Genomic DNA, 25,610 nt, shown 5'->3' with positions numbered 1-25,610 from the left:
GTTATACACAAATCTAAATAGAAGAGGTGTATGCATATGAATGACAAAAAAGATGTTTTAGATCCTGGACCTTTTTTCCACGGTACGAAAGCAGAACTAAAAATTGGAGATTTATTAGAACCTCAACACCTATCCAATTATCAAGATAAGAAATCGAACTATATCTATTTTACAGCAACATTAAATGCTGCTAAATGGGGTGCTGAATTAGCAAGATCTCAGTCAAAGGAAAGAATCTATATTGTGGAACCATTAGGTGATTTCGAAAACGATCCAAACGTGACAGACAAAAGATTTCCAGGGAACCCAACACGATCTTACAGATCTAAATCTCCTTTGAAAATTGTGGCGGAATTAGGTTCTTGGGAAAGACATACGGATGAAGAGATAAATCAAATGCAAACATCGTTAAAACAGTTACGTGAACAAGGTAAGGATGTCATATATGATTAATTAATCTATAGCGTAATGATTTAAGAACCTAAAAAACAATTGTATAATTGTTTTTTGGGTTCGACTTTTATATGCTGGCCAAGCCATTTCCTTTTATATAATTTTGCTTAGACCAAACAAGACATCAATAAAAAACTTGCCATAACTTACCCGACAAACCGACCATATTCCCGCTGATACAACATCTCCACCGTCCCAGTTGGACCATTTCGCTGCTTACCAATTATCACCTCAAGCTTGTCCCCCTCCTCCGACTTTCGGTTATAATAATTATCCCGATACAAGAAAGCAATCAAATCTGCATCCTGTTCAATATTGCCAGATTCCCTTAGGTCTGACATCATCGGCCGCTTATCCTATCTGGACTCCATCCCTCTCGATAATTGAGATAATAATACAATCGGAATATCCAGATCCATTGCGAGTAGCTTTAATTCTCTCGTAATCTCTCCAACTTCTAAATCACGACGTCCTCGCCTCACTACAGGCGATATAAGCTGTAAACAATCAATAACGACAAGATGCTTACTATCCGGATTGTCATTTACTGCCTTTCGTATCGCGTAGCGGATTTCCGTAACGGTACGTTTTTGAGCGCGAATCTCCAAATGCCATTTAGATATTTCACCAATCGCACATAGAGCTCTCTCGTAATCTTCTTCAGAGAATGTCATACTCCTCCACTTTTGGCCATTAATCATCCCTTGGCAGGAGATCATCCGCTGCAACAAACTTTTCGTTCCCATTTCCAAGCTAAAAAATCTAATATGAATAAAATTTTCAAGTTCACTAAGGGGAAATGTTAGGAAAGTACTTCTAAAGAATTAATCCAAAGGAAAATTTTACAAAATATTGATCTTTTATTTTATTTATTCTTTTGTTATGATCGAAGTAAAATAAAAATGTATAGAGGTGATAGGATGTCGAGTTTTGTTATACCTCCGCACTTAAAGGATAAGGTATTGCCTAATCACAAAGAAAACATACTTTCTGCACTAAAAGATAGATATAGTTGGCAAACTTACGGTGACATTAATGAAGATGAATTAAAAAAGGTTTATAAACAAGAATTAGATAGTTTTTGGACTATAATCAAATACTTGTCCTTCCAAGGATTTAAGTTTAAAGGAAAACTTTCCCGTTATACTTTTCCAAACCACAATAATATAGATGAGTTCACACTAGTTCTAAAAAACTTCAATAGCAATTGTACTTTAGATTACGATTTTAAATATGCTTTTCTAAAATTACAATTACAATCATATGGAATATATGAAAAATACGACCTACACCTTGTACCAGTGCACCACATCTTAAATAAGCACATGAACCCAATAAGTATAAGAAGCTTCTTTGAAAAAGAGGGATTTTTAGTATTGAAATCCCAATCTGTAACTAGTGACTATAACTTTAATATTCTATTAAACAACGAAGAAAAAAATAAGTCAACAATAAAAGATTTGTTTTTTTCTATAGGAAATATTACCTATAAAGTACCTTTTGAGAATGGGAATATTTCTCTAATAAGTGGAACAATTCCACCTTCAAAAGTACTTAATGCCCTCATTAAGAGAGGTTTTAAAGTGGTGAGTGATTTACCAACTGATATGACATTTTTACTAGATATTCCATATGTTTCACATCGAGCTGTTGAAAAGTTTATTAATTCATTAAGTGGCTATCATTTTGAGACAATAGATTCTTTAACAGTAAAAAAACTAAAAGAGTTTAACACCATCGCACAAAAATTTGGTTTTAATTATTATGGTGAACATATTCCAGTACCACCAGAAATAATTAACGAACCAATTAAACAAGAACAACTAGATAATACCTTGTATGATTTATTTATTAAAAATAATCTTAAGATCATCGGTGAACTCCCATATGATATTGAAGCGTTTTTACGTGGTTTTGGCTTTAAAAAAAGTGAAAGTCGAAAATTAAGCACAAATCTCTTTAATTGTCTACCATTTAGTATTTTAGAGGAACTTTTTTTCAATTCACTAAAAAGAATCACCTACAAAGACAAACCTGACTTTATTAATGAAAGGGATTGGGAAATAATTCTCTATAGAATTGGTGGTAATACATTAGAAGAAGTAGGAGAAAAATTTGAACTAACCAGGGAAAGAATTAGACAAATTACAATTAAAAATCTTGATAAAATGTTTCAACGCTACAATTTATATTTTACATATCTAAAAAAAGAAATTAGTATGTATCCTTTCATCAATATAAAAGATCAATTTAATGGGGTAGACCAGCAGAGTATAGAAACTTTTATTAACTTTATCAATGTTTATTCACTACCATTTAATATCTATGGTAATTATTTAACTACCAATGGAAGAGAAACGTTCCTAGAAACTTTTAATCAATTTAAAGCGGATTTTGAAAATTCATTTGAAGAGAACCACCTTTTTACACGCGATGAAATAGGGAAGTATATACTAAGCTATTTTCCGATGGATAAAAATGATGAAGGAAAAATTAAAGATCTTACTAACGAAGTAATAGGGAAGCTATTTGAACCCTCTAATCAATTAGACCATTATATCTATAAACGAAAATTGTCAAAAGCTAGAATGTGTCAAATTGTATTCAAGGAAGAATTTGCTGATGGATTGGAAGTTTATAAAAAGAAAGATCATTTTATAAAGAAACTATTAGAATACTACCCTAATGAATTTAAAAACGACTCTCCTAGATCGATAATAGCAAACCTTTTAAGAGATGAGAATGCTATAGTTTTATGGAAAGTTGGATATTTTAAACATATTTCTGCCATTAATCCAGAAATTAATGCGGAATCACTCTATCCAATAAAAGAATGGTTCCTATCCAAACTCTCAGAAGACAATATACAAATTAATACTAATGCAGCGTTCAAACAATTTCAAAATGAACTAAAACAATTAGAAATTGACACGGAGCATGCTCTATTTTCACTTCTAAAAATTTATTATCCAGATACTTTTAATTATAGCCGTTCTCCGACTCTAGTTATGAAAGGTTATGAGCGAATGGAAAGAAGAAGGATAATTGAAAATTATGTTATTGATTGTAATGGTTATGTAACTAATATGGAACTAATAAACCATTTTGTTGATAAACTTGGTTGGAAGAAAACTATGTATGAACAGAACCTTGCAGCATCAGAATGTTTATTAAAAACTTCAGATGGATACGTGCACATCGACAATCTAAACATAGAAAAAGAAGATTTAGAAAGTATTTATTTATATGCAATGCAAAAAATAAATCAGCTTCAAAATAGTTATTCTATTGAAACTATCTTTGAAGAAAGAAAATCGTCCTTATTACAAATGAATATTAGAGACAGCAGAATACTCTATCATCTTCTTGAAAAGTTTTATCCTGATAAATTTGACTTTTTCCGGTATCCACACATTCATCCGGTAGGTAAATATACAACTGAGCAATTATCAGTAGTTGGCCAATTTAAAACCTTTTTTTTGGAAAATGAAGATTGTTTTCTACGTGATGAATTATACGAAGAATTTGTTAAAGAACGTGGCTGGGGTATGTCAACCTACTATATGGCTTTTAATAAAAGTAAAGATGAAATTTTTGAAGTTTTTCCTGAAGAGTTCGCACATATTCAACTAGTTGAATGGAATAAGGAAAAAGAAAAAAAACTTATTGAAATTTTAGATGGATTTCTAATAAAACAAATAGATAAACCTTTTATTCATATTGAAAGGGATATAATAGCTAATGATAGTTTAATAGAACAATTCCCGGACATTAATCCGTTATTTGAATGGAATCATAACCTTCTTGTGTCAATTTTGCAGCATACAAATAATTATATTCTATTAGGTGTTAAAAAGTCTGGAATTCTTGCTAAAAATAACAGTTTCAATATTAAGAATGAACAAGACTATATTTCATACCTGTTAAAGAATAAATTTGATGGCTTTGTAAAATTAAGTGACCTACAAAAATACTTGTATTCAATTGATTTATGTGGTCATTCATCTATCCCTAGTTATTACTTATCATCTAATGAAAAAGAATTAGATTATAAACTTGTTAATGACGAAGTAATCTTAAAAGAATTGATGGTGAGATAATGGCTTTTCGTTCAATAGATTTAAATTATATTTACGATAATGCTAATGGAAATATATTTGATGATTTATTTAATCCACTTCTTTCTCATTCAATTTCATATAAGAGAGGCGTTGGGTATTTTACCTCTTCCTGGTTAGAAATGTGTATAGAAGGGTTATTAAAGATGGCTGAGGTAAAAGGAAAAATAATATTAGTTACTTCTCCCCATTTAAGTGAGAGAGATTGGGATGCATTTAAAATTGGGAATGAAGCTAAAAAAAACGAAATTCTTTATAAATCCCTGACTAAACAAGTTGAAGATATGAAAACTAGTTTGAATAGTTCTAAGCTCACATTACTTGCTTGGTTAATAGCGGATGAACTCCTTGAAGTAAAAATAGCTATTCCTAAAAATAACCTTGGTGATTTTCATGATAAATTTGCAATCTTTGAAGATGAAAATGGGGATAAAGTTGCCCTACATGGATCATTAAATGATTCTGAGAAAGCAAGTTACAACGGTGAAGGTGTATCAGTATTTCGATCGTGGATTCCCGGGCATGAAGGATTTGTTGAAGGCCACGAAACTAGATTCAATCAGTCATTTTTACAATCATCTAACTTTTATCATGTATACGATCTTCCAACAGCAATACAAGTTGATATTGTTCGTTTAAAAGAAAACAAACCTAGACCATATAAGTTAAGTTTTAATAAAATGAAACTACAATTTAAATTACCTGACCATATAAAATTACATGATTTTCAATCTCTAGCTATTAATAATTGGTTTGAAAATGATTGTAAAGGTTTATTTGAAATGGCTACGGGAACAGGAAAAACGATTACTTCCCTTGCTGCAGCGTCCGAATTTGCTAATAATCAAAGGTCAAGTGTATTGTTAATAACTGTTCCTTTTAATCATTTAGTTGAACAATGGGAAGAAGAGGTTCGAATGTTTGGGTTTAGTCCGCTATTACGTAAAAGTACTACCTCTACATGGATTTCTCAACTTCGAACTAAGATATATGACATTAATAAAGGTTTACGCTCTAACCTTTGCATTATAACTACACATGATACAGGTTCATCAGAAGAATTTTTAAGAATAATGGAAAAAATAAAAGCTCCAATTTTATATATCGCTGATGAATCACACTATTTAGGTGCAAAAAAGCTAAGTAAGCTACTTCACCCGCATTTTAAATATAGAATTGGCCTTTCTGCAACACCGGATCGCTGGTTTGATGAAGATGGAAGTAGTATATTAAGAAAATACTTTGATAAAACAGTGATTGAGTTTCCAATAACTCTAGCTGTAGAAAAAGGATTTCTAACACCATACAGATTTTATCCCCAATCAGTTTCAATGACTGATTCGGAGTATGAAGAATTTCAATCTTTCACGAAAAAAATTATTAACACTCAAAATGATAAGGATTTATCGCCATCTGAAAAAAAGGATAAGGTACAGCAATTATTAATTCAACGCTCCAGAATAGTAAATAATGCAGAAAATAAAATGGCATTACTGCGTGAACTACTTATGAAAAAAATTGAATATAAGGGGTTAAAGAACATTCAACATACCCTTGTATATAGTCCAATTGGAAAAACCAGCGAAGTAGTAAAGATGCTAGCAAATCTTGGAATCAGGGCTCATGAATTTATTTATACTGTTTCCAATCAAAAGAAAATGGAACTTCTTGAACAATTTGCAAATGGTGATATTCAAGTTCTTGTTGCTATGAAATGTTTAGACGAAGGCGTAAATATCCCTGCCACAAGAGAAGCTTATTTTCTATCAAGTACAACTAATCCACGAGAGTTTGTACAACGTCGAGGAAGAATTTTAAGAAAGTATCGTGGGAAAAAGGAAGCAATTATCTATGATTTCTATGCAGTTCCCCCAACTTCAAATTGGGGCGAGGATGCTGGTGCAGGGTTACTCAAACGTGAAATTCCAAGATTTGCTGAATTTGCAGAAGGAGCCTTGAATAAGTTTGAAGCTAGAGAGGTAATTCTACCTATTCTAGGTGCTTATAATTTACGAAATATTATTGATTTAAAGCCGTGGGATGCATATAAAATGATGCAGATTGAGAAAGGAAGTGGAGATGATGGAAAATATGAACATTAATGAAAAAATATTAAATAAACTAGAAAACTATGACGAAGAGGTACAAAGTATCCTTAAAAAGGGGATTAATTATACTGATAGAGCACAATTAACTAGAGTAAAGAATCGTATAGCTCGAGACATTGAAAGAATGGCAAAGGAGGGGATAAAATGAGATTAGTAAAGATTACAATGAAGAACTTTAAACAGTATTATGGGGAGCAATCCATTAGCTTCTCCGGTTCAGAGGATGACGAATCCCAAAATGTAACAGTAGTCTATGGAGAAAATGGACGAGGTAAAACTACACTTTACCGTTCTATGTTGTTTGGATTCTACGGTGACCGTTACTTGGAGCAAGATGAATATGAAGATAATAAAGATTCGATAATTTATTTGGCTAATTTAAGAGCAATTGATGAAGCCGCAGTTCAAAACAGCGGTATCGAGGTTGGGGTTACAATTGAATTTACTCATAATGATGAAAAGTATGAGATAAGCCGGTATTTTAATGCTATCAAAGACGAAAAGGGTGAAATACATGAAGATTTGCCTTCAGTAAAATTCACAATCATTAAAAATAATGGGAATACTGAATACTTGGATGATACTAAACTTGATGAGATTAGAGAGATTATAAACTCCATCTTAGATGAAAGAGTCAAAAATTACTTTCTATTTGATGGGGAACGTATTGAATCATTGACTAAAGCTTCAAAGAAACAAAAAGAGAACATTAGAATTGGAATCAAAAATCTTCTTAAAATAGATAATTTATTCTTATTAAAACAAGCATTAGAAGAAAATAAAAAAGATTTAAATAGTGAGTTAAAAAAAATATCTACTGGAGAAATGCATAGAAATCTCCAACAACTAGAGGAAGTAAGTGAAAGGATCTCTGACATCCAATCCTTGATTGAAATTAAAGAAAGAGATTTGGAAATTGCAGAAAATCAAAAAGATATAATTGATCGTAAGTTAAAGAAACTTGAAGAACAGCGACCTACTTTAAACAGAATTCTTGAGATAGAAAAAGCTATAGATAAATTAAATGAAGAAAAGAAGAATAACAATCAGCAAATGGTGGAATTAACCTCTTCATTGAGTATACTCTTAGCAAAAGACCTAGTTGCAGAGTTAATTGCAGATATAGAAGGTCAAAGAATCCGCGGAGAAGTTCCCTCTGAAATTAAAACAGAACTAATTGATAGACTATTAAATGAAATGAGTTGTATCTGTGGACGAGAGATAAATATCGATTCGAAAGAATATGAAAGCCTATTAGATTGGAAGCAGAAGTCAAATACACAAGTGTATGAAAAACATGCAATGAAGTTATTTGGTGATTTTAAAACTACAACTAGTAAAATAATATATTCTTCAGATTCGATTTCCCAAAGTCTATCGAATGCCGCTCAAATTGAAGAACAACTTGAGATTTATACAAATGATTATGAGCGATTAAAGAAAGATATTGGTGAAGTTTCTGAAGAAGAAATGGTTAATGATTTCCAATATCGCGATTCATTAATAGCGGATATAATAAGAGCAAAAGAGCAAATAGAAAGATATGAGGAAGATCTTATTGATGCCTTAAAGAAAAAAGAAAGTTTAGAGAAGAAGCAAAAAAGTCTCAGAGTTGAAAATGAACTACAATCCCAAATTACACGTCAATTAGAAATTGTTGATAAAAGTTTAGGTGCTTTAAATGAGATTATCAAAAGCTTTGAGCAGGAAATTAAAGTTGAATTAGAAGCCAAAGCTAATGAAATTTTCAAACACCTTATCGATGAAGGGGGTTCGACTAACCTCAAGAAAATTATAGTTAAGGATAACTATACATTGGATGTGTTAGATTGGAGTGGTCGTCCATTCCTTGCAAATATATCTGCTGGTCAACGGCAGATCATTTCACTATCTTTTATTACTGCTCTAGCCGCAGTTGCTGGTGGAACATCTATTTTAGAAATACCATTGTTTATGGATACTCCATTCGGTCGTCTGTCACCCGATCATCGATATAACCTGGTAAGCCATATTCCAACTATCACTCCACAATGGGTACTTCTTGTAACTGGTAGTGAATTTAAAGAAGATGAAGAAGCGAAGTACTTAATGGAGACTGGTAAGTGGGGTAAATTCTATCTACTAGATGCAATTTCTGAAGGAGTTACAAGGATTGAGGAAATGGCACCTTATGACTTGCCAATGATAAAAGCTAAAGAAAGGAATAAATCAAAATGAGTTTAGGTCACCGTGTTTATGTCAGGAAAAAGTATATTGATATTTATAGAGAATTAAGAACCGATAAGCCTTCCAGCCCTCGAATATTCAAGGAGAACAAAGATTTATTCACACTTTGTTGTACAATTGGATTCAACTTTGGAATGAAGAGTAACGAATTAAAAAACACAGAAATGTTACTATGGTCAGGAACTTTAGATGAACACCAGGATACAGTTCTTAAAGCAATTGCAATAAAATCAACTAAGGAGAAAAACCTATCGATACTAGATAATGTAGAGGATGTCTATCGTATTGCAGAACTATATGCAGATCATGGTATGGAAATTCTAATAGAGGAACTTCTCAAACCATATATAAAAGAACAAGAGGATGGGACACTTTCTATCGTTTATAATGAAAAAGCTGACTTATTAAAAGCCATTATTCATTACGTTGATAGTTTAAAAGAAGAAAGTAATCCTTTTGACTAATATATTCAGAGTCTGCTGTACTATAGAAATAAACTAAAAAGTAAGAGACTAAAATACTAATTTATTCAAATAAAAGCTTTAGTAAAATAAATCCGCGTGAAATCAAGAATTTTATTTATGATTTCATGCGGTTTATTCGCTATAAAATATTCACTTGGCCACTTGTTTAATATTTATTAACTTTATCTTATATAACTCTCCTATTTAAAAATATGTTTACCAATCACGAGAATTTCATTGGTTTTCCATCTTCCAGTTGCTTTAGAACTGATAGCTCTTGATACCGGAATTTCAACTATTTCAAAGTCCCTATATAACTCTCTTATTAATTCAGTATTTGAATTGCTCAATAGAACTTTCCTACCTCTATCATCAAGATCCTTAAATAGTTCCCCTAACTCTCTTTGTTTTTCTTCTCCAAAACCATCCTGAGCATAGCCAGTAAACGAAGACGTTTTATTTATTGGATTATAGGGTGGATCAAAATATATAAAGTCCCCTTTTTTTGATTCATTAACTGCTTCTACAAAGTTTCCATTTTTAAACTCAATAGTATTCTTATTTTCCTTTAAATATCTATGTACTGATAATAATACATCTTTATTAACTATGTCAGGATCCTTGTACTTACCCATAGGGACATTAAATTGTCCTTTACTATTGACTCTATATATACCGTTAAAACATGTTTTATTTAAATATATAAAACGAGCGGCTTTTTCTACTGGAAGAAGGGTTTCAAATTCTTCTTTCCTATCTAAATCACGTACTTTTTTATAATGATCAGCACTATGTTTTTCTTTATGCTTTGTTAATAAGTCTAGTAAGTCATCTATCTTTTCATTGTCTTGTAGGAATCTATATACATTAATTAATTCTCCGTTAATATCATTAACAGTTGCTCTATTAGGTTGAAAATGGAAAAATAGTGCACCTGCCCCTAGAAAAGGCTCAAAATATCGGATTTTTTCTAAATTCGGGACAAATTCTTCAATTTTTGGAATCAATCTTCTTTTTCCACCAGCCCATTTAAGAAATGGTTGTATCATGTTATTAAATCTCCTTGCTGCTATTCTTTTATTATTATATATTATATCTATTAACATAAAATAATGAAAGATGATTACATAAGATAATTAAATCTTCCTCTAAGGTCACAACTCATAATTGCATAATTAATAAGGAGGCCCACCCATGAACCTAGGCGCATTCTCCATCAGCCTTAACGTCAAAGACATCCACAAATCCAAGGAATTCTACGAAGCACTTGGATTCGAGACATTAGGCGGAGACATTAATCAAAACTGGCTAATATTGAAAAATGGAACAACCGTAATTGGACTATTCCAAGGTATGTTTGAAAAGAACATGCTTACCTTCAACCCTGGTTGGAACCAAAACGCAGAGAATCTAGATTCTTTCACAGACGTTAGAGACCTTCAGGAGGAACTGAAAGCTAAAGGAATTAATTTCATTCAAGAAGCTGATGAGTCCACAGAAGGTCCAGGGCATTTTACAATCCTAGATCCAGACGGAAATCCAATACTTGTAGATCAACACAGATAACGTAAAGAGCCTCTCACTTTCTTTTTTAAAAGTTGAAAGGCTCTTTTTCTCTGCAAGACTAATAGTAAGATATTCTTTTGAAATAAGGAGGTTAACGATGCAAACCATACAAGATCATCTTGGTAGAACACTCACCTTACCACATCTACCAAGCCGAATCATCTCCCTCGTCCCCGCCATCACCGAAACCATGTACCACCTTGGACTAGAAGATAAAATCGTTGGACGAACAAGATTCTGCATTCACCCAAAAGACAAAGTAAAACAAGCAACTAACATTGGTGGAACTAAAGAAATCAAACTCGACCGAATCCATGAGCTAAAACCTGATCTCATCATCGCTGAAAAGGAAGAAAATACGAAGGAAATCGTAGAAACGCTAGAACAGCACTTCCCTGTCTTTGTGTTTGAAGTGAAGAAGATTGCGGATGTTTACCGGATGATTACGGACGTTGGGAGATTAACCGAGCGAGAATCGGAATCTGCCAAACTAGTAGAAAGTATCCAACGTGAATTCCTAAATCTACCAAAAATGAATGGCAAACGGGCAGCATATGTAATTTGGAAGAAGCCATACATGGTCGTTGGGAAAGAGACATACATCCAATCGCTCCTTGAGGAAATGGGCTTTATCAATCCATTCACAACAATGGAGGGCAGATATCCAGTGGTGACCGAGGAAGATTTTCGCAAGGTAGAGCTTGATTACATCTTATTAGCCACAGAACCGTATCCATTTCGTGAAAAGCATCTAGGAGAATTTCAAGCTATGTTACCTGATGTATTGCCAGTCATTGTTGATGGTGAGATGTTTTGGTATGGGTCTAAAATGATAAAATCCGCACGTTACTTTGAAGAACTACTTCATAAAATATAATAAACGATAAGAAGTGACTCCTACTTATTAATAGGGATTACTTCTTATCAACAAAGAACATTCTGAAGTATCTCTACCTTTCTAAATTTATATAGAATTATTAATAATCATATAGTAAAATAAAACTACTTCTATTGTGTACAGACAAAGAACCTGATATCGGATTCATTCTCTCAAACATAGATTACTTTTAAAACGCCTGTAATAGTGGCTTTTTTTATTTTACCTAATAATAAGGAGGTACGATTTACATATATTTACGCTAAAAATGCACCGGTGCTTTTGATTTCAATTAATCCTGAAGGGACACATAACATGAAAAATCACTTTAATAAATTACGATTCGGAACAAAACTAAATCTATTAGTTATATCCATATTACTAGCATTTTCAATTATTCTAGCGTTTGTGGTTCAAGGTCAAATTAGATCTGCTATAGAAGAATCTGCACGAGCAAAGGCATTATCAGACTTAGAATTAGGATATAACTACTTGGATGTTCAGTACCCTGGTGAATGGAAAATTCAAGGAAACTCTTTATATAAAGGCACAACAGAAATAAACGACAACGAAGAGATTGTGGATAGTATTGGAGAAATGATTAACGGTACTGTCACTATATTTATGAATGATACTCGGGTAACTACGAATGTAATGAATGAAGGAAATCGAGCAGTAGGTACAGTAGCTTCTGAAGAAGTAATAGAAAAAGTTATCCATAATGAGGATATATACACTGGCACAGCGACAGTTGTAGGGCAAGAATACCAAACTGCTTACCAACCAATATATAATAGCAATAATGAAGTAATTGGAATGTGGTATGTTGGAGCTTCGCAAGCATTTATTGATGAAACAATAGCTAGTACGTTACAAAAATTCTTTATCGTTCTTGCTGTTGTCATTGTCCTAGCATTAGGAACAGTAATTTGGTTTACTAATCGTTTGAAAAAACGTTTATCTAAAGTGACAGGGGCTCTAGAGTTAGCTGGTCAGGGAGATTTCACTTCGGATATAACAGATCATGTTGAGGATGAAATTGGACAATTAACTACTAGCTTTAATCATATGAAGGAAAATCTAAAAGGATTACTTCATAATGTAGCTGATACGTCTAACCAGGTAGCAGCATCATCTGAACAGTTAACAGCAAGCTCTGAAGAAACTAGTAAAGCTACAACCCAAATAGCTGAATCTATTCAAGAGGTAGCGGCAGGTTCTGAGAAGCAAGTAGAAAGTGCAAATGATGCAAGTAACCTTGCAAACGAAATTTCTACAGGCATTGAACTAATTAGAGGGAATATCCAATCGGTTAATCAATCTTCTATTACAACTTCTGACAAAGCCCAACAAGGCGCAGAAGTTATTGATAACACCGTAAACCAAATGAATGCAATTCAAGACAAAACAAATTCAACTGCTGTAATTGTGAAGCAACTAGGAAATAAATCGGAAAAAATTGGAGAGATTGTTTCGTTAATTACTGATGTTGCGGAACAAACAAACCTTTTAGCTTTAAATGCTGCAATTGAGGCTGCTAGAGCAGGTGAACATGGAAAAGGTTTTGCTGTTGTAGCTGACGAGGTTCGGAAGCTGGCCGAGCAGTCCGGAAATTCTTCTAATCAAATTAGTGAAATGATTAAAAACATTCAAACAGATATTATGAAATCTGTTCAATCGATGGGTGAAGGTCAAAAAGTAGTAGAAGTTGGAAGAGATTATGTGCTACAAGCAGGTAAATCTTTTGAAGAAATTCAAGAAGCTATTTCAGTAGTATCTAAACAAATCGAAGAGGTGACTTTTGCAATTCAGCAAATCAGTGAAAGCACGGTTTCCATGGTAACCTCTATTAATGGTACAGCACAAATCGCTCAGGACGCTGCTGGTTATACACAAAATGTTGCGGCATCTGCTGAAGAACAAAATGCAACCATGCAAGAAATTAGCGCGGCAGCAAACGTACTTTCCAACATGGCAGAAGAATTACTAGCGGCTGTTAATACCTTTAAATTGTAAAACTAAACATCTGAAAAGAGTCCGTTTGATATATAGATACACATAAAAAGAAGTAGTTGCGCCCTTGTTGTGTGATTACTTCTTTGTACTTTAAGATAAGCTTAGAATTACTAATCACCCCACCAAAAACCCCAAAACATCCCAATAAACAACCTCACGCTCCACCTCATTCAACACCTCATGCTTCATACCTGGATACACCTTACTCGTAATATGCTTATAGCCTACTCTCCGCAATGAATCCAATGAATCCTTCAAGCCACTTTCTCCTCCCGTAACCGGATCTTCTGCGCCAACCACACTAAGAATCTTCAGTTCTGGATTCTTGCATTTAAATTTACGAAAACTATGTAATTGTCTATCTGCATTAAATACGGTTAGTGAAGCATTGTTTTGGTACTCGTAATTACATAATGGGTCCTGAAGATAATTTTTTATATTTTCCTTATTAGCACTTAGCCAGGACTCATCACGACTGCTTTCCCCAATATTACTGAGAATCTTGCTGTAACTATGCTTGCCTGAGAAAAAGGTAATGACTTTAGCAACCATAATGGCAAGATTCACCCCTTGTACATAATTAGCCGTGCCACTTAATACAAGCTTATCGATTTCGTCATCATGCTCCTGGAGGTAACATCTAGCAAATATAGATCCTAAAGAATGCCCGAATAAATGCAAATTCCTCTTAGGAAATCTCGCTTTCACATAACTCGTAATAATTAGTTGGTCCTCTAGTATCTCATTCACACCATTCATATATCCCAATGGATAATACTCATTAATGGAAGCACCGTGCCCTCTAGTATCTGCAATTATAACTGTAAGGCCGTGATCAGCTAGAAACTCTGCGAAATCATAATACCTCTCTTTATGTTCATTTGCACCATGTATCATTTGAACAAGTGCCTTTGTTTCCTTTGCTTTAAATAGTGCAACGGATAATTCTAGCCCGTCTTTAGCAGTTAATTTGAACTCTTCCATCATCGCTTCTTCCTCATACAATAGTTGGGTTATACTATCTTATTCTTACCAATTTATTGTGTTCTATTTTATTATTTTTAGAGAGGAATGACAGCATTCGTGGTAAACTAATAACAAAAGTTTGGAGGAACAACAATGGAAATCTCACTAACAGAATGGAAAGCACTAGTCGAAAAGAAGCTTAAGAAGAAAGTTCTAATTAAAATGATTTGGAATGAACAGGAAAAGATAACCCTTTTTATTACACCAAATATGAAAATAAATTCCTTCATCTATGATGAAAAAGAAGGATATCTATTCTACGATATCGAAGGAAAACTAATTGATTATCCAATACCAAGTATGTTAACAGAGAAGGATATCGTGGATGGAAAAATAGTTTTTCATCATAACTTAAAAATTAATAATCAATCTATTTCAAAAAGCGAAATTCTGGAGAGTAAATAGTAGATCGATACAACTTGGTACTTGGTAACACCACTTCCCTCAATACCATTTTCATATAATATATCCCCTTCATTCATTTGAAATTTATCGTATACCCATCCTTATTTCATGGATACTAACACCATAGTAATCTAAATAAGCGTGGTGAAACGATTATGCCGAGACAAAAACGAAGTGCCGCACTATTTATCATCATGTACTTAGCCACTTATTATGGTTGGCTATGGATTTATGCAGATGATACTTGGATGCGAGTATTTGTTACTTCACTATTTCCGATTATTGGAGCATCGGTTGCTATTTATTGGTTGTTTAGGCCATATCGTATTTTATCAACCGAACATCGAATATTCATCATTTTACTAAATCTAGGGATAAGCCTTTACCTTTTATCCAATTTCATCTGGTTAGTCAATTTAGTAGTTATTGGAGAAACAGACTATCCCACGGTGTCCTTTATTCTTTGGTTATTGGAGTATGTATTTTTCTTAACTGCCCTAATATATAAATTAAAATTATTATACAAATCGTTATCCATGGGTCCTTTTCTATTTAATATATTAATTTTTATGATTACGGCTATTTCGTTTAGTGTTCATTATTTAATCCATCCAATCATTCAAATATCAACTGAGTATGCTGCCCTTTTATACATTCTATTTCCTATCCTTGATATAGGTATTGGGTTCCTTTCTATTAATATTTTTTTTATGACTCGATATACAAAGGAGTTTGGTGCATTCTTATTCCTTTCCATCGGTTTCTTGATCCAAATCTTGAATGATACTCTTTATGTCTACTTATTAACCAGTAATCAATACGAAATAGGTGGGATAATCGATCCAATGTGGTCGCTAGCTATCCTTTTCTTAGGATTCACGAATTTTAATGTTAAAATATTCGAGGAAGAAACTATCTGGAAACCAAATTCGTTTCCTAATCGAGGAGATACCGGTTTATTACTTAATTTAAGTGTTATCTTGTTAGCTTTTCTTGTCATGGAAAGTACCGGTTGGATCTGGAATGCACTAGTATTAGGGCTTATCCTTTCTATCATAGTCATCGTCATTAGACAAATCATCATGATGAAAAAGCATCGTGAGCTTCTACATGATCTTTGGTATCATGCGTACCATGATACACTTACCGGCCTACTCAATCGATCTAGTTATTTAGGAGATATTGAAGAACTTATTAGCTTTGCAAAAGAACACCGAAAAAAATTTGCTGTCATGCTCTTGGATTTTGACCGGTTTAAAAACATTAACGATACACTAGGGCATGAAATTGGTGACCAGCTTTTACAGGAATGCGCCATTAGACTGAAACAATCCATTTCAGCAAATGATCGTGTGTATCGAGTTGGTGGTGATGAATTTATCATTATCCTTCAGGAGGCAACGGAGGCGTATAGTACTAGCATTGCCGAAACTATTTTAGACAATTTTTCTAAAGACTTGACGGTTAGTCATTATCATATATCCATTACCCCCAGTATCGGTATTAGCCTTTATCCAGAAAACGGAACTACTAGTGAGGTTTTACTAAAAAATGCTGATACCTCGATGTATCTTGCTAAAAGTAAAGGTCGAAATTCATATGAATTATATAGTGTTGAATTAAATAATAAAATGGCTAGAAGAATGCAGATAGAAAATGACTTAAGCCATGCCATCACTAGAAATGAACTCTTGCTTCATTACCAGCCTAAAGTGGACTTACGAACACGTGAAATTATTGGAGTAGAAGCCTTATTACGATGGAAACATCCAACACTGGGTTATATCGCTCCAGATGAATTTATTCCACTAGCTGAAGAAACAGGACAAATTGTTTCAATTGGTAACTGGGTTTTCTCCAATGCTTGTAAACAATTAGTACGCTGGCAGAAGAAGGGATACTACCAGTTAAAAATGTGTATCAATGTTTCCGTTGGTCAGTTTCAACATAAAGATTTTCTAATGAATTTAAAAGATATATTAGTTATAACCGGGGTCAATCCTAACGATATTGAATTAGAAATAACCGAGAGTATTATGCAAAATATTGTGGATTCTACTAGTATTCTGCATGAGTTACGGAATATGGGAATCCTTTCAGCCATTGATGATTTTGGCACAGGCTACTCCTCTCTATCCGTTTTAAAGACATTGCCGATAAATGCGATTAAAATCGATCGTTCTTTTATCCAAGATTTATCCGAAACAGATATTGCTATGGTAAGAACTATTATGAATATAGGCTACAATTTAGGCTTGGAAGTTATCATCGAAGGCATTGAGTATGAGGAACAACGAACTATCTTACTTGAAATCAGTAATCGTGATATATTAGGTCAAGGCTATTTATTTAGTAAACCAGTAGCTGCAGACGCATTGGAAGAGATTCTGAAGAAAAGGAAATTATAGTGAAAAGAAGGGTTTGTATTATTTCAAGCATAAAGATGTAAGGAAACTATGTGTTTCATTAAATGCAGAGAAAACAAGGAAGTGAGGATTCCCCACTACCTATTCAACCTAGCCTACGAAAAGGGCTGCTCAAGGTAAGGATTTTGATTAATTGTTTATTTAATTCCTCTGCAGCTGTCTCATACCCCCGTCGATGCCACTGTATCAACAATCCTAAAATGGCATTAGTCTGATAGCTTAGCAGGTATTCTATTAACCCTTCATCTTCGGAATCCATATACGTTTTTGCTAAGGAGTCTTCCATAAAAGAGCGTACAGAATCAAACAATAAATAATAATACATCATCGGAATCTGCGCACTAAAAACAATTTGGTAAAAATCCTGATACTTTTTTACATGATGGAAAATTTGAATCATATCTTCCGTCATGTTTTCGATTCGAAATCTGGTTTTAATATATGGTTCCTCGTACGCACTTCTAAAGTCTTCCACTATTACTTCTAAATAGCGCTTAAATACCTCATGAACATCCTTATAATGAGTATAAAATGTTCCGCGATTAATTTGTGCTAAGCGACATAATTCCGCAACAGAAATCGCCTCAAGCGGTTTCGTTTTGAGCAACTCCAATAAGGCATGTCGCAAACTTTCCTGTGTTTTGACCACTCTTAAATCATGTTTCATAATTTTGTCACCTCTAAATGAACACAAACTCTAAAAAGTGTTGAATAATCAACGTTTTTCAGGCTTTCCGTTGTTTGTTATATAGTAGGACGTGTCGTATAATTTTACTGTACACATGTTCATTATATTTTTTCAAGTTAAAAGGAGGAATATGGAATGAAATTACAAGACAAAGTAGCAATTGTAACAGGTGCAGCTTCTGGTATGGGGAAAGCTATCGCAGAACTTTATGCAAGTGAGGGTGCGAAAGTAATTGTAGCCGATCTTAATATGGAAGGTGCGGAAGCAGTTGTAAGCGCAATCAACGAAAAAGGTGGCGTAGTAAAGGCAGTACAAGTTAACGTTGCGAAACAAGACGATATTGATAATATGATTGATACAGCAGTGAACGAATTTGGAACGTTAGACATTTTAGTTAACAATGCTGGTATTATGGATGGATTTGAACCGGTTGGAGATATCCTAGACGAGCGTTGGGATTTAATTTTTGACATCAATACAAAAGGTGTTATGCGTGCAATGCGTAAAGCGATTCCTATTTTCTTAGAAAAAGGAAAAGGAAACATTATTAACACAGCTTCAACTGGTGGATTAAATGGTGCTCATGCAGGTGCAACATACGGAGCTTCTAAACACGCAGTAATCGGATTAACGAAAAACACTGGTTACATGTATGCACAAAAAGGAATCCGTTGTAATGCGATTGCACCAGGTGCAGTTGCAACAAATATTTCTGCATCGATGAAAAATATTAATCAGTTTGGTATGGAACGTACCAAGCCGGTACAAGGTGTCATCCCTAGAGTTGGTCAACCGGAAGAAATCGCTCAAGTAGCATTATTCCTTGCTTCTGATGAATCAAGCTTTGTAAACGGTACGGTATTTACAGCTGATGGTGGTTGGACTGCAGCGTTTTAATGTTTTTTATATGGGGGAAGAAGTCGCGCCTACAGGAAATATGAGAATCACGCGCAACTTTGCCCACTTAGTCAATAGCATAAAATTATCTTAAGATTAAAAGCGGTTGGGACATAACAAAATAGTACAAATGTAAAGCCAGATAATAGACCTTACCAGCACCGGAAATATACGGAGACTCCAGCGGTAGGAAAGGCATCGGTGAGACCCCGCAAGTGCGTTAGCACGAGGGGGCTCACCAGCCGCCCACGGCAAAGAAGACACTGCGAGGTCTTTTCGAGCAGATGTCGCACTTGTGCTGGAAGTGAAAGTGTAATATATTTCCGGTGCGTGGTAGGTGAACTATATTCGGTTATTCGTTTAACTAAAATAATTTTGTCCCCACCTCATATACCGTTAATATTACCTCTCCACGGTTTCCGCAACCTTATTCAGTTCTCTTTCTAAATACTCACTAACAGCAAGCATCCCGTATTTTCCACTCGCTGCCTCTGCCTCACTGTTATAGTTCGTATTCGTGTTAATATCATAAGTGAAAATATTTCCATGCTTATCCTCGATAAATTCAATACCAGCTATTTTAATATGATTTGCTGCTAACAATCGCTCATATTTTTCAATAACTGGATGTTCAAATCCTTCCCTGATTTGGAACTTCGCTGGTTTGGAGTTCTCTTCTCCTACAGGACAAAAAAGATCATCAATGGTACATGCGTCAGCAGGACATAATTCAAAGCCTTCTGAAGTGTCGACACGTAGAGCATAGAAAAACTTTCCATCTATAAACTCACAGCGTGTAATAAAAGACTCAGGAGACTCAATATAGTCCTGAAGCAATGTTATTCCGTCTACTGGCTCCTCAAAGCTCTCCCCTTTCACATAGTGTTGCAATGCTTCTACAGAAGTAAAAAGTTGTACCCCAAGCCCTTTACCTGCTCGATTATGCTTCGTAATAAATTTCTTCCCTTCAAACTCCTTGGCTGCTTTTAAAATTTCATCTTTTCCAACTGCAGCAATCGTTCTCGGTGTCTTAATTCCAAATTTCTCAAGCTCCAAATATTGTAAGACCTTACTTAACTCAAACTGAAGGACACGACTTCCATTAATGACTACCCTACCATGGTGTTCCAACCAAGAAAGAACAGCGCTCGTGAACTCCGGGGCAAACCGATGTCCTCGTGTATGGGAAGACGCACTCATTCTACTATAAAAGACACCCTCAGGTGGAACAGAAGCTAGGTCGACAGTACCATTTACCAGATTCCAATCTTCATATGGTAGATTTAACTCTTCTAATCTCTTGAATAGATGTTCTGTCCATTCACTATTCTCATGTATGACATATATTTTACTCATCTTTAATCCCCCGTTACTTTAGTTTTTTGTTAATGCGGAGCGTAATTCTTCTACTTTTGGCATAACTTGCTTGGAGAAACGCTCGAGTTCTTCTAGCTGTGGGGAACATTGTAGTAATAATAAATCTACCCCTACCTCCTCAAAAGCTAGTATTTGTTTCGCTATCTGCTCAGGTGTACCTACTAGATTAGGGCGGATTCCCCGATTGGATACGGAATAATCTTGTAACTGGATTTGTTGTTCCAGCTCTGATTTAGAAGTAAAATCTTTAAACCCTGCATAACCACTTAAATCTTTTACCGTAGTGATTCGTTTTAATTCTTCCTGTGCTTCTTCCTCCGTATCGCGACAAATGACATAAGCGGCCATTCCAATAGTTGCAAGAGGTTCACGCCCCGCTTCTTCTCGACGCTTTTTCATGTCTGTAATCTTAACTTTTGCCTCCTCTACCGTATGTCCATGAATTACATAGGCATCACAAAGCGATGAAATAATTTGTTTCCCTTTTTCACTTTCACCACCCGCATATAAAATTGGATTAGGACGCTGCACTGGTTTAGGTGATAGTTTGGTATTTTCTATTTGATAGAATTTCCCGTCATAGGAAAACGTATCTTCTGTCCATAATCCTTTTAAAATCTCAATAAACTCTTCTGTACGATCATACCGCTCATCGTGTTCGGTGAAATCCCCACCATATTGTTTTGCTTCTTCGACCCACCATCCTGAAACAATATTTAAGGTAAAACGGCCATTACTAATATGGTCAATATTTGCGGCCATTTTTGCTGTTACGGCAGGGTTATGATATATTGGGCGAACAGCTGTCATGATTTCAATTTTCTCGGTAACTGCTGCTAAGGCCGCTGCAGTTGACCATGCTTCTAGGGAATCCTTGTCTGTTCCTTTAATATCATTTAAGTATAGTTCAGCAATTAAGGTTGTATCATAGCCCCATTCTTCTGCAGATTGGATTACTTTCTTTGCATACTCAAACGTAGGTGGCATATTTTCTTCTTTAACATTCCGTAACCACCCACCAAAAATTGGTAACCAAAAACCATATTTCATAAAATTCCTCCTCATCCTATTATGTTTTGATTGTAAAATATAAAAAAATCCCTTTTCCTAGATAGGAAAAGAGATTAATACTAAAAATAACGTAGCACTCTCCTATCTTCCAAGCATATGCTTGATGGAATTGGCACAGTATTCTAATTAAAAGAACCTGTTGCCGAGGCTTCAAAGGGCCATATCCCTCCACCTCTCTGGATAAGATGAAATTATCTGATTATTGCTTTATATCATAAAGTAATCCTTTGTATCTTGTCAACAGATTAATTCCGACTTGACTGATAGGATTTATTCGAATAGAATATAACAATATAATTATATACAACTACTTCTTATCAAGAGAAGCCGAGGGACCAGGCCCGAAGAAGCTTCAGCAACCTCTGATCTAATTAAGTCAGAAAGGTGCTAATTCCGACGAGATTATTCTTGAGAGATAAGAGATGAACATACTATGTAAAATCCCTTTATTCTCATCCAAAGAATGAGGGATTTTTTTATGAGCTTTTCTAAGTAAAAACTTAAGCTACCATGAAAAGTAAGAAAGGATGAGCATGTATGAGTGAGATCATTACGATATCTGGAAGCACCGCCAAATTATCCGGTTCAGAGCAGGTATTAAAATATTTTGGGACACTTCTAAATGATAAGCAATTATCCGTAACCCATATTTCAGTAAAAGATATACCTTATCAAGATTTGTTTGAAATGAACGTAAACAACCCAAAAATAAAACAAATCATAGCATTAATCCAAAACGCTCGCGGTGTCCTGATTGGATCACCTGTTTATAAGGGGGCATATTCTGGGGTCTTAAAAGCATTGATTGATCTTTTACCACAGGATGCTTTAAAGCATAAGCCAATACTTCCTATCATGACCGGAGGAAGTCCTTCACATCTTTTAGCTCTTGAATATACGCTTAAACCATTATTAGCGACATTAAAGGGGCATAATTTAAAAGGTCTCTATTTATTGGATGAGTATATTGATAAACAGAAAAAAATGCCTATTATCAATGAGGAAACATTACAGAGGGCAAAAAAACAGCTTGATTATTTTAGCGAACTAGTAAAACTCACATAAGACACCACGAGTGTACGTTAAAAAGTTGATCATTAAACTAAATTGTAAACACTAGGGAGAGTTCAAAACATGAAAAATTTAGTCGTCATAGTCGGTTCTTTAATTGTTGCATTTGCCTTTAATTTCTTCCTAGTCCCTTTTGGTATTTTAAGTAGTGGCGTTAGTGGTATTGCCATATTGATTGGATTAATCACCCCATTGGATATAGGATTGTTGACATTTATTCTTAACCTGCCTTTACTAATTCTAGGCTACTTTAAATTAGGAAAGGTAATTACTATCAATACGTTAGTTTGTGTTGGTTCACTTTCTTTCTTTTTATACATTTTGCCAGTAGTTGCTGTAACTGACGATATTTTGCTTTCCACGATTTTTGGTGGAATTATAGGTGGAATTGGTGTCGGTGTTATACTGAAATATTCTGGAACCTCTGGTGGCCTAGATATTATAGCGATTATTATTTCCCGAATTAGTAATACTAGTGTAGGGCTTCTCCTTACAGGTATGAATGGAATCGTTGTACTTTTATCTGGTTTTGTCTTCAGTTGGGATATTGCATTATACACCCTTTTATCGATCTATTTGACTGGGAAAGTAATTGATACCATTCACACGAGCCATATCAAACTGACGATGCAAATTGTAACGACTAAAGGTGATCAGATAAGAAAGGATTTACTTCAATCCATTTACCGAGGTATTACCATTACAGAGGGGTACGGAGGATACACAGAGGAAAAGAAACAAATTTTAATGATGGTCGTTACACGTTATGAGACGTTAAAAATAAAAGAAATTGTTCGTAAACACGATGAAAAGGCCTTTATTAATATATTTTCTACTGTTGAAGTTGATGGAGAATTTGCGAAGAATTAACGTGGTGTTTTGACCGCTTTTTTAGTTAAGACATGTCCTTTCATCTAATTGTGTCATAAACATAATTTGGCAAGTCTGGTTAAAACTAACTTACATTAGCTACCAACCAAAGTCAGTGATAAAATATTTTTATCGAACAAAAAGAAGGTGATCTATATACATACAGAATTTGCACTAATTAGTATCGTTATTGTAATTACGCTTGGGATTTTTTCGCAGTGGTTGGGTTGGAGAATTCAATGGCCGTCCATTGTTATTATGTCTCTTGCCGGGTTATTAATTGGACCAATATTTGGCTTAATAAATCCACAAGTTGCACTTGGAAGTCTTTACAGTCCAATTATTTCGCTTGCAGTGGCACTAATTTTATTTGAAGGTAGTACAAGCCTAGATGTACGTGAGCTGAAAGGAATATCCAAGTCTGTGTACCGAATTGTAACGATAGGTACCACTATAGCTTGGATTGCTGGGTCCTTAGCTGCTCATTTTATAGCTGGACTTAGTTTGGAAATATCGTTTATTATTGGTGGTTTATTTGTCGTAACAGGTCCGACAGTCATTATCCCTTTATTAAGACAGGCAAAATTATCCTCTCGAGTATCCTCTGTATTGAAATGGGAAGGTATTGTAGTGGACCCAATCGGACCGTTGCTAGCGCTATTTGCGTACGAGATAATTAAAATCACCTCAGCAGAAAGTTTTAGTTACCGTGATTTTATTCCGTTTTTCGGTGATGCACTTTTAGCCGTTATCGTTGGATTTGTAATTGGGTTATTAGTAAGTTTTCTAGCGGGGAAAGGCTGGTTTCCAGAATATCTAAAATCGCCTATCACCTTTTGTTTTGTACTCATTTGTTTCACCATTGGCGAAGCAATTATGCATGAGACAGGAATGCTTGCGGTAACCGTAATGGGACTTACGTTAGCGAGAACTAAGAAATTTGTTCATTCCATAAGTAGTATTAATCATTTCATGGAGAATATCTCGGTCATGTTAACATCGACTGTCTTTATATTACTAACGGCCTCTCTTACGAAAGAGACTATTTTGCAAGTATTCACATGGCCAATTATTATATTCGTCTTAGTCATGTTATTTATCGTTAGACCATTATCCATCTGGGTCTCTACCATCGGAACAGAACTAACAATACAAGAAAAAACGCTAGTCGGTTGGATTGCACCTAGGGGAATAGTAGCGCTTGCAGTATCCGGTTATTTTGCGGGGATTCTTGTTGAGGATGGTTATCCGAATGCAACGATCTTAACATCATTAACATTAGCCTTAGTATTCATTACGGTTTGTGCACATGGTTTTACGATCGGTCCCATCGCACGAAAACTAGGCTTAGCCAATACCGAATCTACTGGAGTTGTTATGGTCGGAGCAAGCAGCTTCTCCATAGCATTTGCTCATCATTTAAAACAATTAGGGACACCAGTATTGATTTCAGACTCCTCTAACACTCGCTTAGAACAAGCGAAAAGATTAGGAATTGAAACGTATCATGGTGAAATTTTGTCAGAGCAAAGTGAATTCGAAATAGATATGGCTCCGTATGAAATAATTTTATCGTTGACAGGGGATGCTGCTTACAATGCACTCGTATGCCAATCGTACATTCCAGAGTTTGGCTATCAAAATATTTTTGCCTTGCCAGTGCATAGTCATAAAACTCCAGATACAGCAATTCCGTCATCACTAAGAGCCAATCTTCTTTTTGGAGAAGGTGAAACATTTACAGAAATAAATAAAAAGGTCAATATTGGATATAAAATAAAGAGTTTTGATATTACGGAGAAAAAGTCAGTTCTTAAGGGTGAACTATCATTTAACGGGACGCCATTATGTATGAAGAAGAAAAATGGAAACATTGTCTTTGTCACGTACAAAGAGAAGCTTATGCTTGATGAAGGTGATCAACTTGTTGCTTTGGTGCTGGAGGATTAAT

General features: G+C 34.6%; 20 protein-coding genes, 1 pseudogene and 2 riboswitches. Of the genes and pseudogenes, 15 read left to right on the top strand and 6 right to left on the bottom strand.

Going from position 1 to position 25,610, the window contains the following annotated elements:
* The first annotated feature begins 36 nt into the window (after positions 1-36).
* On the top strand, positions 37-453 hold the full coding sequence (gene arr, locus AB1K81_RS00885; protein ID WP_412974765.1) for an NAD(+)--rifampin ADP-ribosyltransferase: 417 nt from the start codon (positions 37-39) through the stop codon (positions 451-453).
* A gap of 146 nt (positions 454-599) precedes the next feature.
* On the opposite strand, the pseudogene AB1K81_RS00880 reads toward arr, so the two are convergent.
* A pseudogene (locus AB1K81_RS00880) lies at positions 600-1,220 on the bottom strand (DnaB-like helicase C-terminal domain-containing protein).
* Between the two features lie 153 nt (positions 1,221-1,373).
* Here AB1K81_RS00880 and AB1K81_RS00875 point away from each other — a divergent pair.
* Genes AB1K81_RS00875 through AB1K81_RS00855 form a run of 5 tightly spaced genes read left to right on the top strand, consistent with a single transcriptional unit; the run spans position 1,374 to position 9,369 of the window.
* Positions 1,374-4,553 (top strand): sigma factor-like helix-turn-helix DNA-binding protein, encoded by a 3,180-nt coding sequence (locus tag AB1K81_RS00875; RefSeq protein WP_412974764.1) that lies wholly within the window; start codon positions 1,374-1,376, stop codon positions 4,551-4,553.
* The gene (locus AB1K81_RS00870) at positions 4,553-6,673 is read left to right on the top strand and encodes a DEAD/DEAH box helicase family protein (protein ID WP_412974763.1); all 2,121 of its coding nucleotides are present in this window, start codon (positions 4,553-4,555) and stop codon (positions 6,671-6,673) included. The genes AB1K81_RS00875 and AB1K81_RS00870 overlap by 1 nt, the downstream gene beginning before the upstream one ends.
* The gene (locus AB1K81_RS00865; RefSeq protein WP_412974762.1) at positions 6,654-6,827 is read left to right on the top strand and encodes a hypothetical protein; all 174 of its coding nucleotides are present in this window, start codon (positions 6,654-6,656) and stop codon (positions 6,825-6,827) included. Before AB1K81_RS00870 ends, AB1K81_RS00865 begins: the two co-directional genes overlap by 20 nt.
* The gene (locus AB1K81_RS00860; RefSeq protein ID WP_412974761.1) at positions 6,824-8,896 is read left to right on the top strand and encodes an AAA family ATPase; all 2,073 of its coding nucleotides are present in this window, start codon (positions 6,824-6,826) and stop codon (positions 8,894-8,896) included. The genes AB1K81_RS00865 and AB1K81_RS00860 overlap by 4 nt, the downstream gene beginning before the upstream one ends.
* The gene (locus tag AB1K81_RS00855) at positions 8,893-9,369 is read left to right on the top strand and encodes a hypothetical protein (protein WP_412974760.1); all 477 of its coding nucleotides are present in this window, start codon (positions 8,893-8,895) and stop codon (positions 9,367-9,369) included. Before AB1K81_RS00860 ends, AB1K81_RS00855 begins: the two co-directional genes overlap by 4 nt.
* 200 nt (positions 9,370-9,569) lie before the next feature.
* Here AB1K81_RS00855 and AB1K81_RS00850 read toward each other — a convergent pair whose 3' ends face one another.
* Positions 9,570-10,418: a DNA adenine methylase gene (locus AB1K81_RS00850; protein ID WP_412974759.1), complete on the bottom strand. Its 849-nt coding sequence runs from the start codon at positions 10,416-10,418 to the stop codon at positions 9,570-9,572.
* Positions 10,419-10,563: 145 nt separating this feature from the next.
* Between AB1K81_RS00850 and AB1K81_RS00845 the strand changes: the two genes are divergently transcribed.
* The 3 genes from AB1K81_RS00845 (at position 10,564) to AB1K81_RS00835 (ending at position 13,828) form a co-directional block, all read left to right on the top strand.
* Positions 10,564-10,935 (top strand): VOC family protein, encoded by a 372-nt coding sequence (locus AB1K81_RS00845; RefSeq protein WP_412974758.1) that lies wholly within the window; start codon positions 10,564-10,566, stop codon positions 10,933-10,935.
* Between the two features lie 97 nt (positions 10,936-11,032).
* Entirely contained in the window at positions 11,033-11,812 is a 780-nt protein-coding gene (locus tag AB1K81_RS00840) for an ABC transporter substrate-binding protein (protein ID WP_412974757.1), read from the top strand.
* A gap of 315 nt (positions 11,813-12,127) precedes the next feature.
* Entirely contained in the window at positions 12,128-13,828 is a 1,701-nt protein-coding gene (locus tag AB1K81_RS00835; RefSeq protein WP_412974756.1) for a methyl-accepting chemotaxis protein, read from the top strand.
* A 114-nt stretch (positions 13,829-13,942) separates the two neighbouring features.
* Here the strand turns inward: AB1K81_RS00835 and AB1K81_RS00830 are convergent, their stop codons facing one another.
* The gene (locus AB1K81_RS00830; RefSeq protein ID WP_412974755.1) at positions 13,943-14,815 is read right to left on the bottom strand and encodes an alpha/beta hydrolase; all 873 of its coding nucleotides are present in this window, start codon (positions 14,813-14,815) and stop codon (positions 13,943-13,945) included.
* Positions 14,816-14,947: 132 nt separating this feature from the next.
* On the opposite strand from AB1K81_RS00830, the gene AB1K81_RS00825 reads away from it, so the two are divergent.
* Together AB1K81_RS00825 and AB1K81_RS00820 are read left to right on the top strand one after the other, a co-directional pair.
* Positions 14,948-15,259, top strand: a complete 312-nt coding sequence (locus AB1K81_RS00825) for a hypothetical protein (RefSeq protein ID WP_412974754.1) — start codon at positions 14,948-14,950, stop codon at positions 15,257-15,259.
* A gap of 155 nt (positions 15,260-15,414) precedes the next feature.
* Positions 15,415-17,667 (top strand): EAL domain-containing protein, encoded by a 2,253-nt coding sequence (locus AB1K81_RS00820; protein WP_412974753.1) that lies wholly within the window; start codon positions 15,415-15,417, stop codon positions 17,665-17,667.
* A 103-nt stretch (positions 17,668-17,770) separates the two neighbouring features.
* Here AB1K81_RS00820 and AB1K81_RS00815 read toward each other — a convergent pair whose 3' ends face one another.
* The gene (locus tag AB1K81_RS00815) at positions 17,771-18,352 is read right to left on the bottom strand and encodes a TetR/AcrR family transcriptional regulator (RefSeq protein ID WP_412974752.1); all 582 of its coding nucleotides are present in this window, start codon (positions 18,350-18,352) and stop codon (positions 17,771-17,773) included.
* 156 nt (positions 18,353-18,508) lie between these two features.
* On the opposite strand from AB1K81_RS00815, the gene AB1K81_RS00810 reads away from it, so the two are divergent.
* Complete coding sequence (locus AB1K81_RS00810; RefSeq protein ID WP_412974751.1) at positions 18,509-19,270, top strand: SDR family oxidoreductase; 762 nt, start codon at positions 18,509-18,511, stop codon at positions 19,268-19,270.
* Between the two features lie 402 nt (positions 19,271-19,672).
* On the opposite strand, the gene AB1K81_RS00805 is transcribed toward AB1K81_RS00810, so the two are convergent.
* Positions 19,673-20,626, bottom strand: a complete 954-nt coding sequence (locus AB1K81_RS00805) for an ATP-grasp domain-containing protein (RefSeq protein WP_412974750.1) — start codon at positions 20,624-20,626, stop codon at positions 19,673-19,675.
* Positions 20,627-20,644: 18 nt separating this feature from the next.
* Complete coding sequence (locus AB1K81_RS00800; protein WP_412974749.1) at positions 20,645-21,697, bottom strand: LLM class flavin-dependent oxidoreductase; 1,053 nt, start codon at positions 21,695-21,697, stop codon at positions 20,645-20,647.
* 99 nt (positions 21,698-21,796) lie between these two features.
* Positions 21,797-21,905: riboswitch (SAM riboswitch) on the bottom strand.
* Positions 21,906-22,029: 124 nt separating this feature from the next.
* A riboswitch (SAM riboswitch) is annotated at positions 22,030-22,140 on the top strand.
* A 115-nt stretch (positions 22,141-22,255) separates the two neighbouring features.
* On the opposite strand from AB1K81_RS00800, the gene ssuE reads away from it, so the two are divergent.
* The 3 genes from ssuE to AB1K81_RS00785 all read left to right on the top strand — a co-directional run bounded on the left by ssuE (position 22,256) and on the right by AB1K81_RS00785 (position 25,609).
* Positions 22,256-22,783, top strand: coding sequence for an NADPH-dependent FMN reductase (gene ssuE, locus AB1K81_RS00795; protein WP_412974748.1), 528 nt, complete (start codon positions 22,256-22,258; stop codon positions 22,781-22,783).
* A 69-nt stretch (positions 22,784-22,852) separates the two neighbouring features.
* Positions 22,853-23,659 (top strand): YitT family protein, encoded by an 807-nt coding sequence (locus tag AB1K81_RS00790; RefSeq protein WP_412974747.1) that lies wholly within the window; start codon positions 22,853-22,855, stop codon positions 23,657-23,659.
* 147 nt (positions 23,660-23,806) lie between these two features.
* On the top strand, positions 23,807-25,609 hold the full coding sequence (locus AB1K81_RS00785) for a cation:proton antiporter (protein WP_412974746.1): 1,803 nt from the start codon (positions 23,807-23,809) through the stop codon (positions 25,607-25,609).
* The last annotated feature ends 1 nt before the right edge of the window (position 25,610 follow it).

The sequence above is a fragment of the Ornithinibacillus jepli genome (genome assembly GCF_047228935.1).
GTDB lineage: Bacteria > Bacillota > Bacilli > Bacillales > Amphibacillaceae > Ornithinibacillus.
This window is presented reverse-complemented; position numbering and strand designations above follow the sequence as displayed.

Excerpts from the sequence above, each read along its gene's own strand:
- AB1K81_RS00865 (WP_412974762.1), top strand. The coding sequence starts at position 6,654 with ATGGAAAATATGAACATTAATGAAAAAATATTAAATAAACTAGAAAAC.
- AB1K81_RS00860 (WP_412974761.1), top strand. The coding sequence starts at position 6,824 with ATGAGATTAGTAAAGATTACAATGAAGAACTTTAAACAGTATTATGGG.
- AB1K81_RS00825 (WP_412974754.1), top strand. The coding sequence starts at position 14,948 with ATGGAAATCTCACTAACAGAATGGAAAGCACTAGTCGAAAAGAAGCTT.
- AB1K81_RS00875 (WP_412974764.1), top strand. The coding sequence starts at position 1,374 with ATGTCGAGTTTTGTTATACCTCCGCACTTAAAGGATAAGGTATTGCCT.
- AB1K81_RS00835 (WP_412974756.1), top strand. The coding sequence starts at position 12,128 with ATGAAAAATCACTTTAATAAATTACGATTCGGAACAAAACTAAATCTA.
- AB1K81_RS00850 (WP_412974759.1), bottom strand. The coding sequence starts at position 10,418 with ATGATACAACCATTTCTTAAATGGGCTGGTGGAAAAAGAAGATTGATT.
- AB1K81_RS00870 (WP_412974763.1), top strand. The coding sequence starts at position 4,553 with ATGGCTTTTCGTTCAATAGATTTAAATTATATTTACGATAATGCTAAT.
- AB1K81_RS00840 (WP_412974757.1), top strand. The coding sequence starts at position 11,033 with ATGCAAACCATACAAGATCATCTTGGTAGAACACTCACCTTACCACAT.
- AB1K81_RS00800 (WP_412974749.1), bottom strand. The coding sequence starts at position 21,697 with ATGAAATATGGTTTTTGGTTACCAATTTTTGGTGGGTGGTTACGGAAT.
- AB1K81_RS00830 (WP_412974755.1), bottom strand. The coding sequence starts at position 14,815 with ATGATGGAAGAGTTCAAATTAACTGCTAAAGACGGGCTAGAATTATCC.
- AB1K81_RS00815 (WP_412974752.1), bottom strand. The coding sequence starts at position 18,352 with ATGAAACATGATTTAAGAGTGGTCAAAACACAGGAAAGTTTGCGACAT.
- AB1K81_RS00845 (WP_412974758.1), top strand. The coding sequence starts at position 10,564 with ATGAACCTAGGCGCATTCTCCATCAGCCTTAACGTCAAAGACATCCAC.
- AB1K81_RS00805 (WP_412974750.1), bottom strand. The coding sequence starts at position 20,626 with ATGAGTAAAATATATGTCATACATGAGAATAGTGAATGGACAGAACAT.
- arr (WP_412974765.1), top strand. The coding sequence starts at position 37 with ATGAATGACAAAAAAGATGTTTTAGATCCTGGACCTTTTTTCCACGGT.
- AB1K81_RS00820 (WP_412974753.1), top strand. The coding sequence starts at position 15,415 with ATGCCGAGACAAAAACGAAGTGCCGCACTATTTATCATCATGTACTTA.
- ssuE (WP_412974748.1), top strand. The coding sequence starts at position 22,256 with ATGAGTGAGATCATTACGATATCTGGAAGCACCGCCAAATTATCCGGT.
- AB1K81_RS00810 (WP_412974751.1), top strand. The coding sequence starts at position 18,509 with ATGAAATTACAAGACAAAGTAGCAATTGTAACAGGTGCAGCTTCTGGT.
- AB1K81_RS00790 (WP_412974747.1), top strand. The coding sequence starts at position 22,853 with ATGAAAAATTTAGTCGTCATAGTCGGTTCTTTAATTGTTGCATTTGCC.
- AB1K81_RS00855 (WP_412974760.1), top strand. The coding sequence starts at position 8,893 with ATGAGTTTAGGTCACCGTGTTTATGTCAGGAAAAAGTATATTGATATT.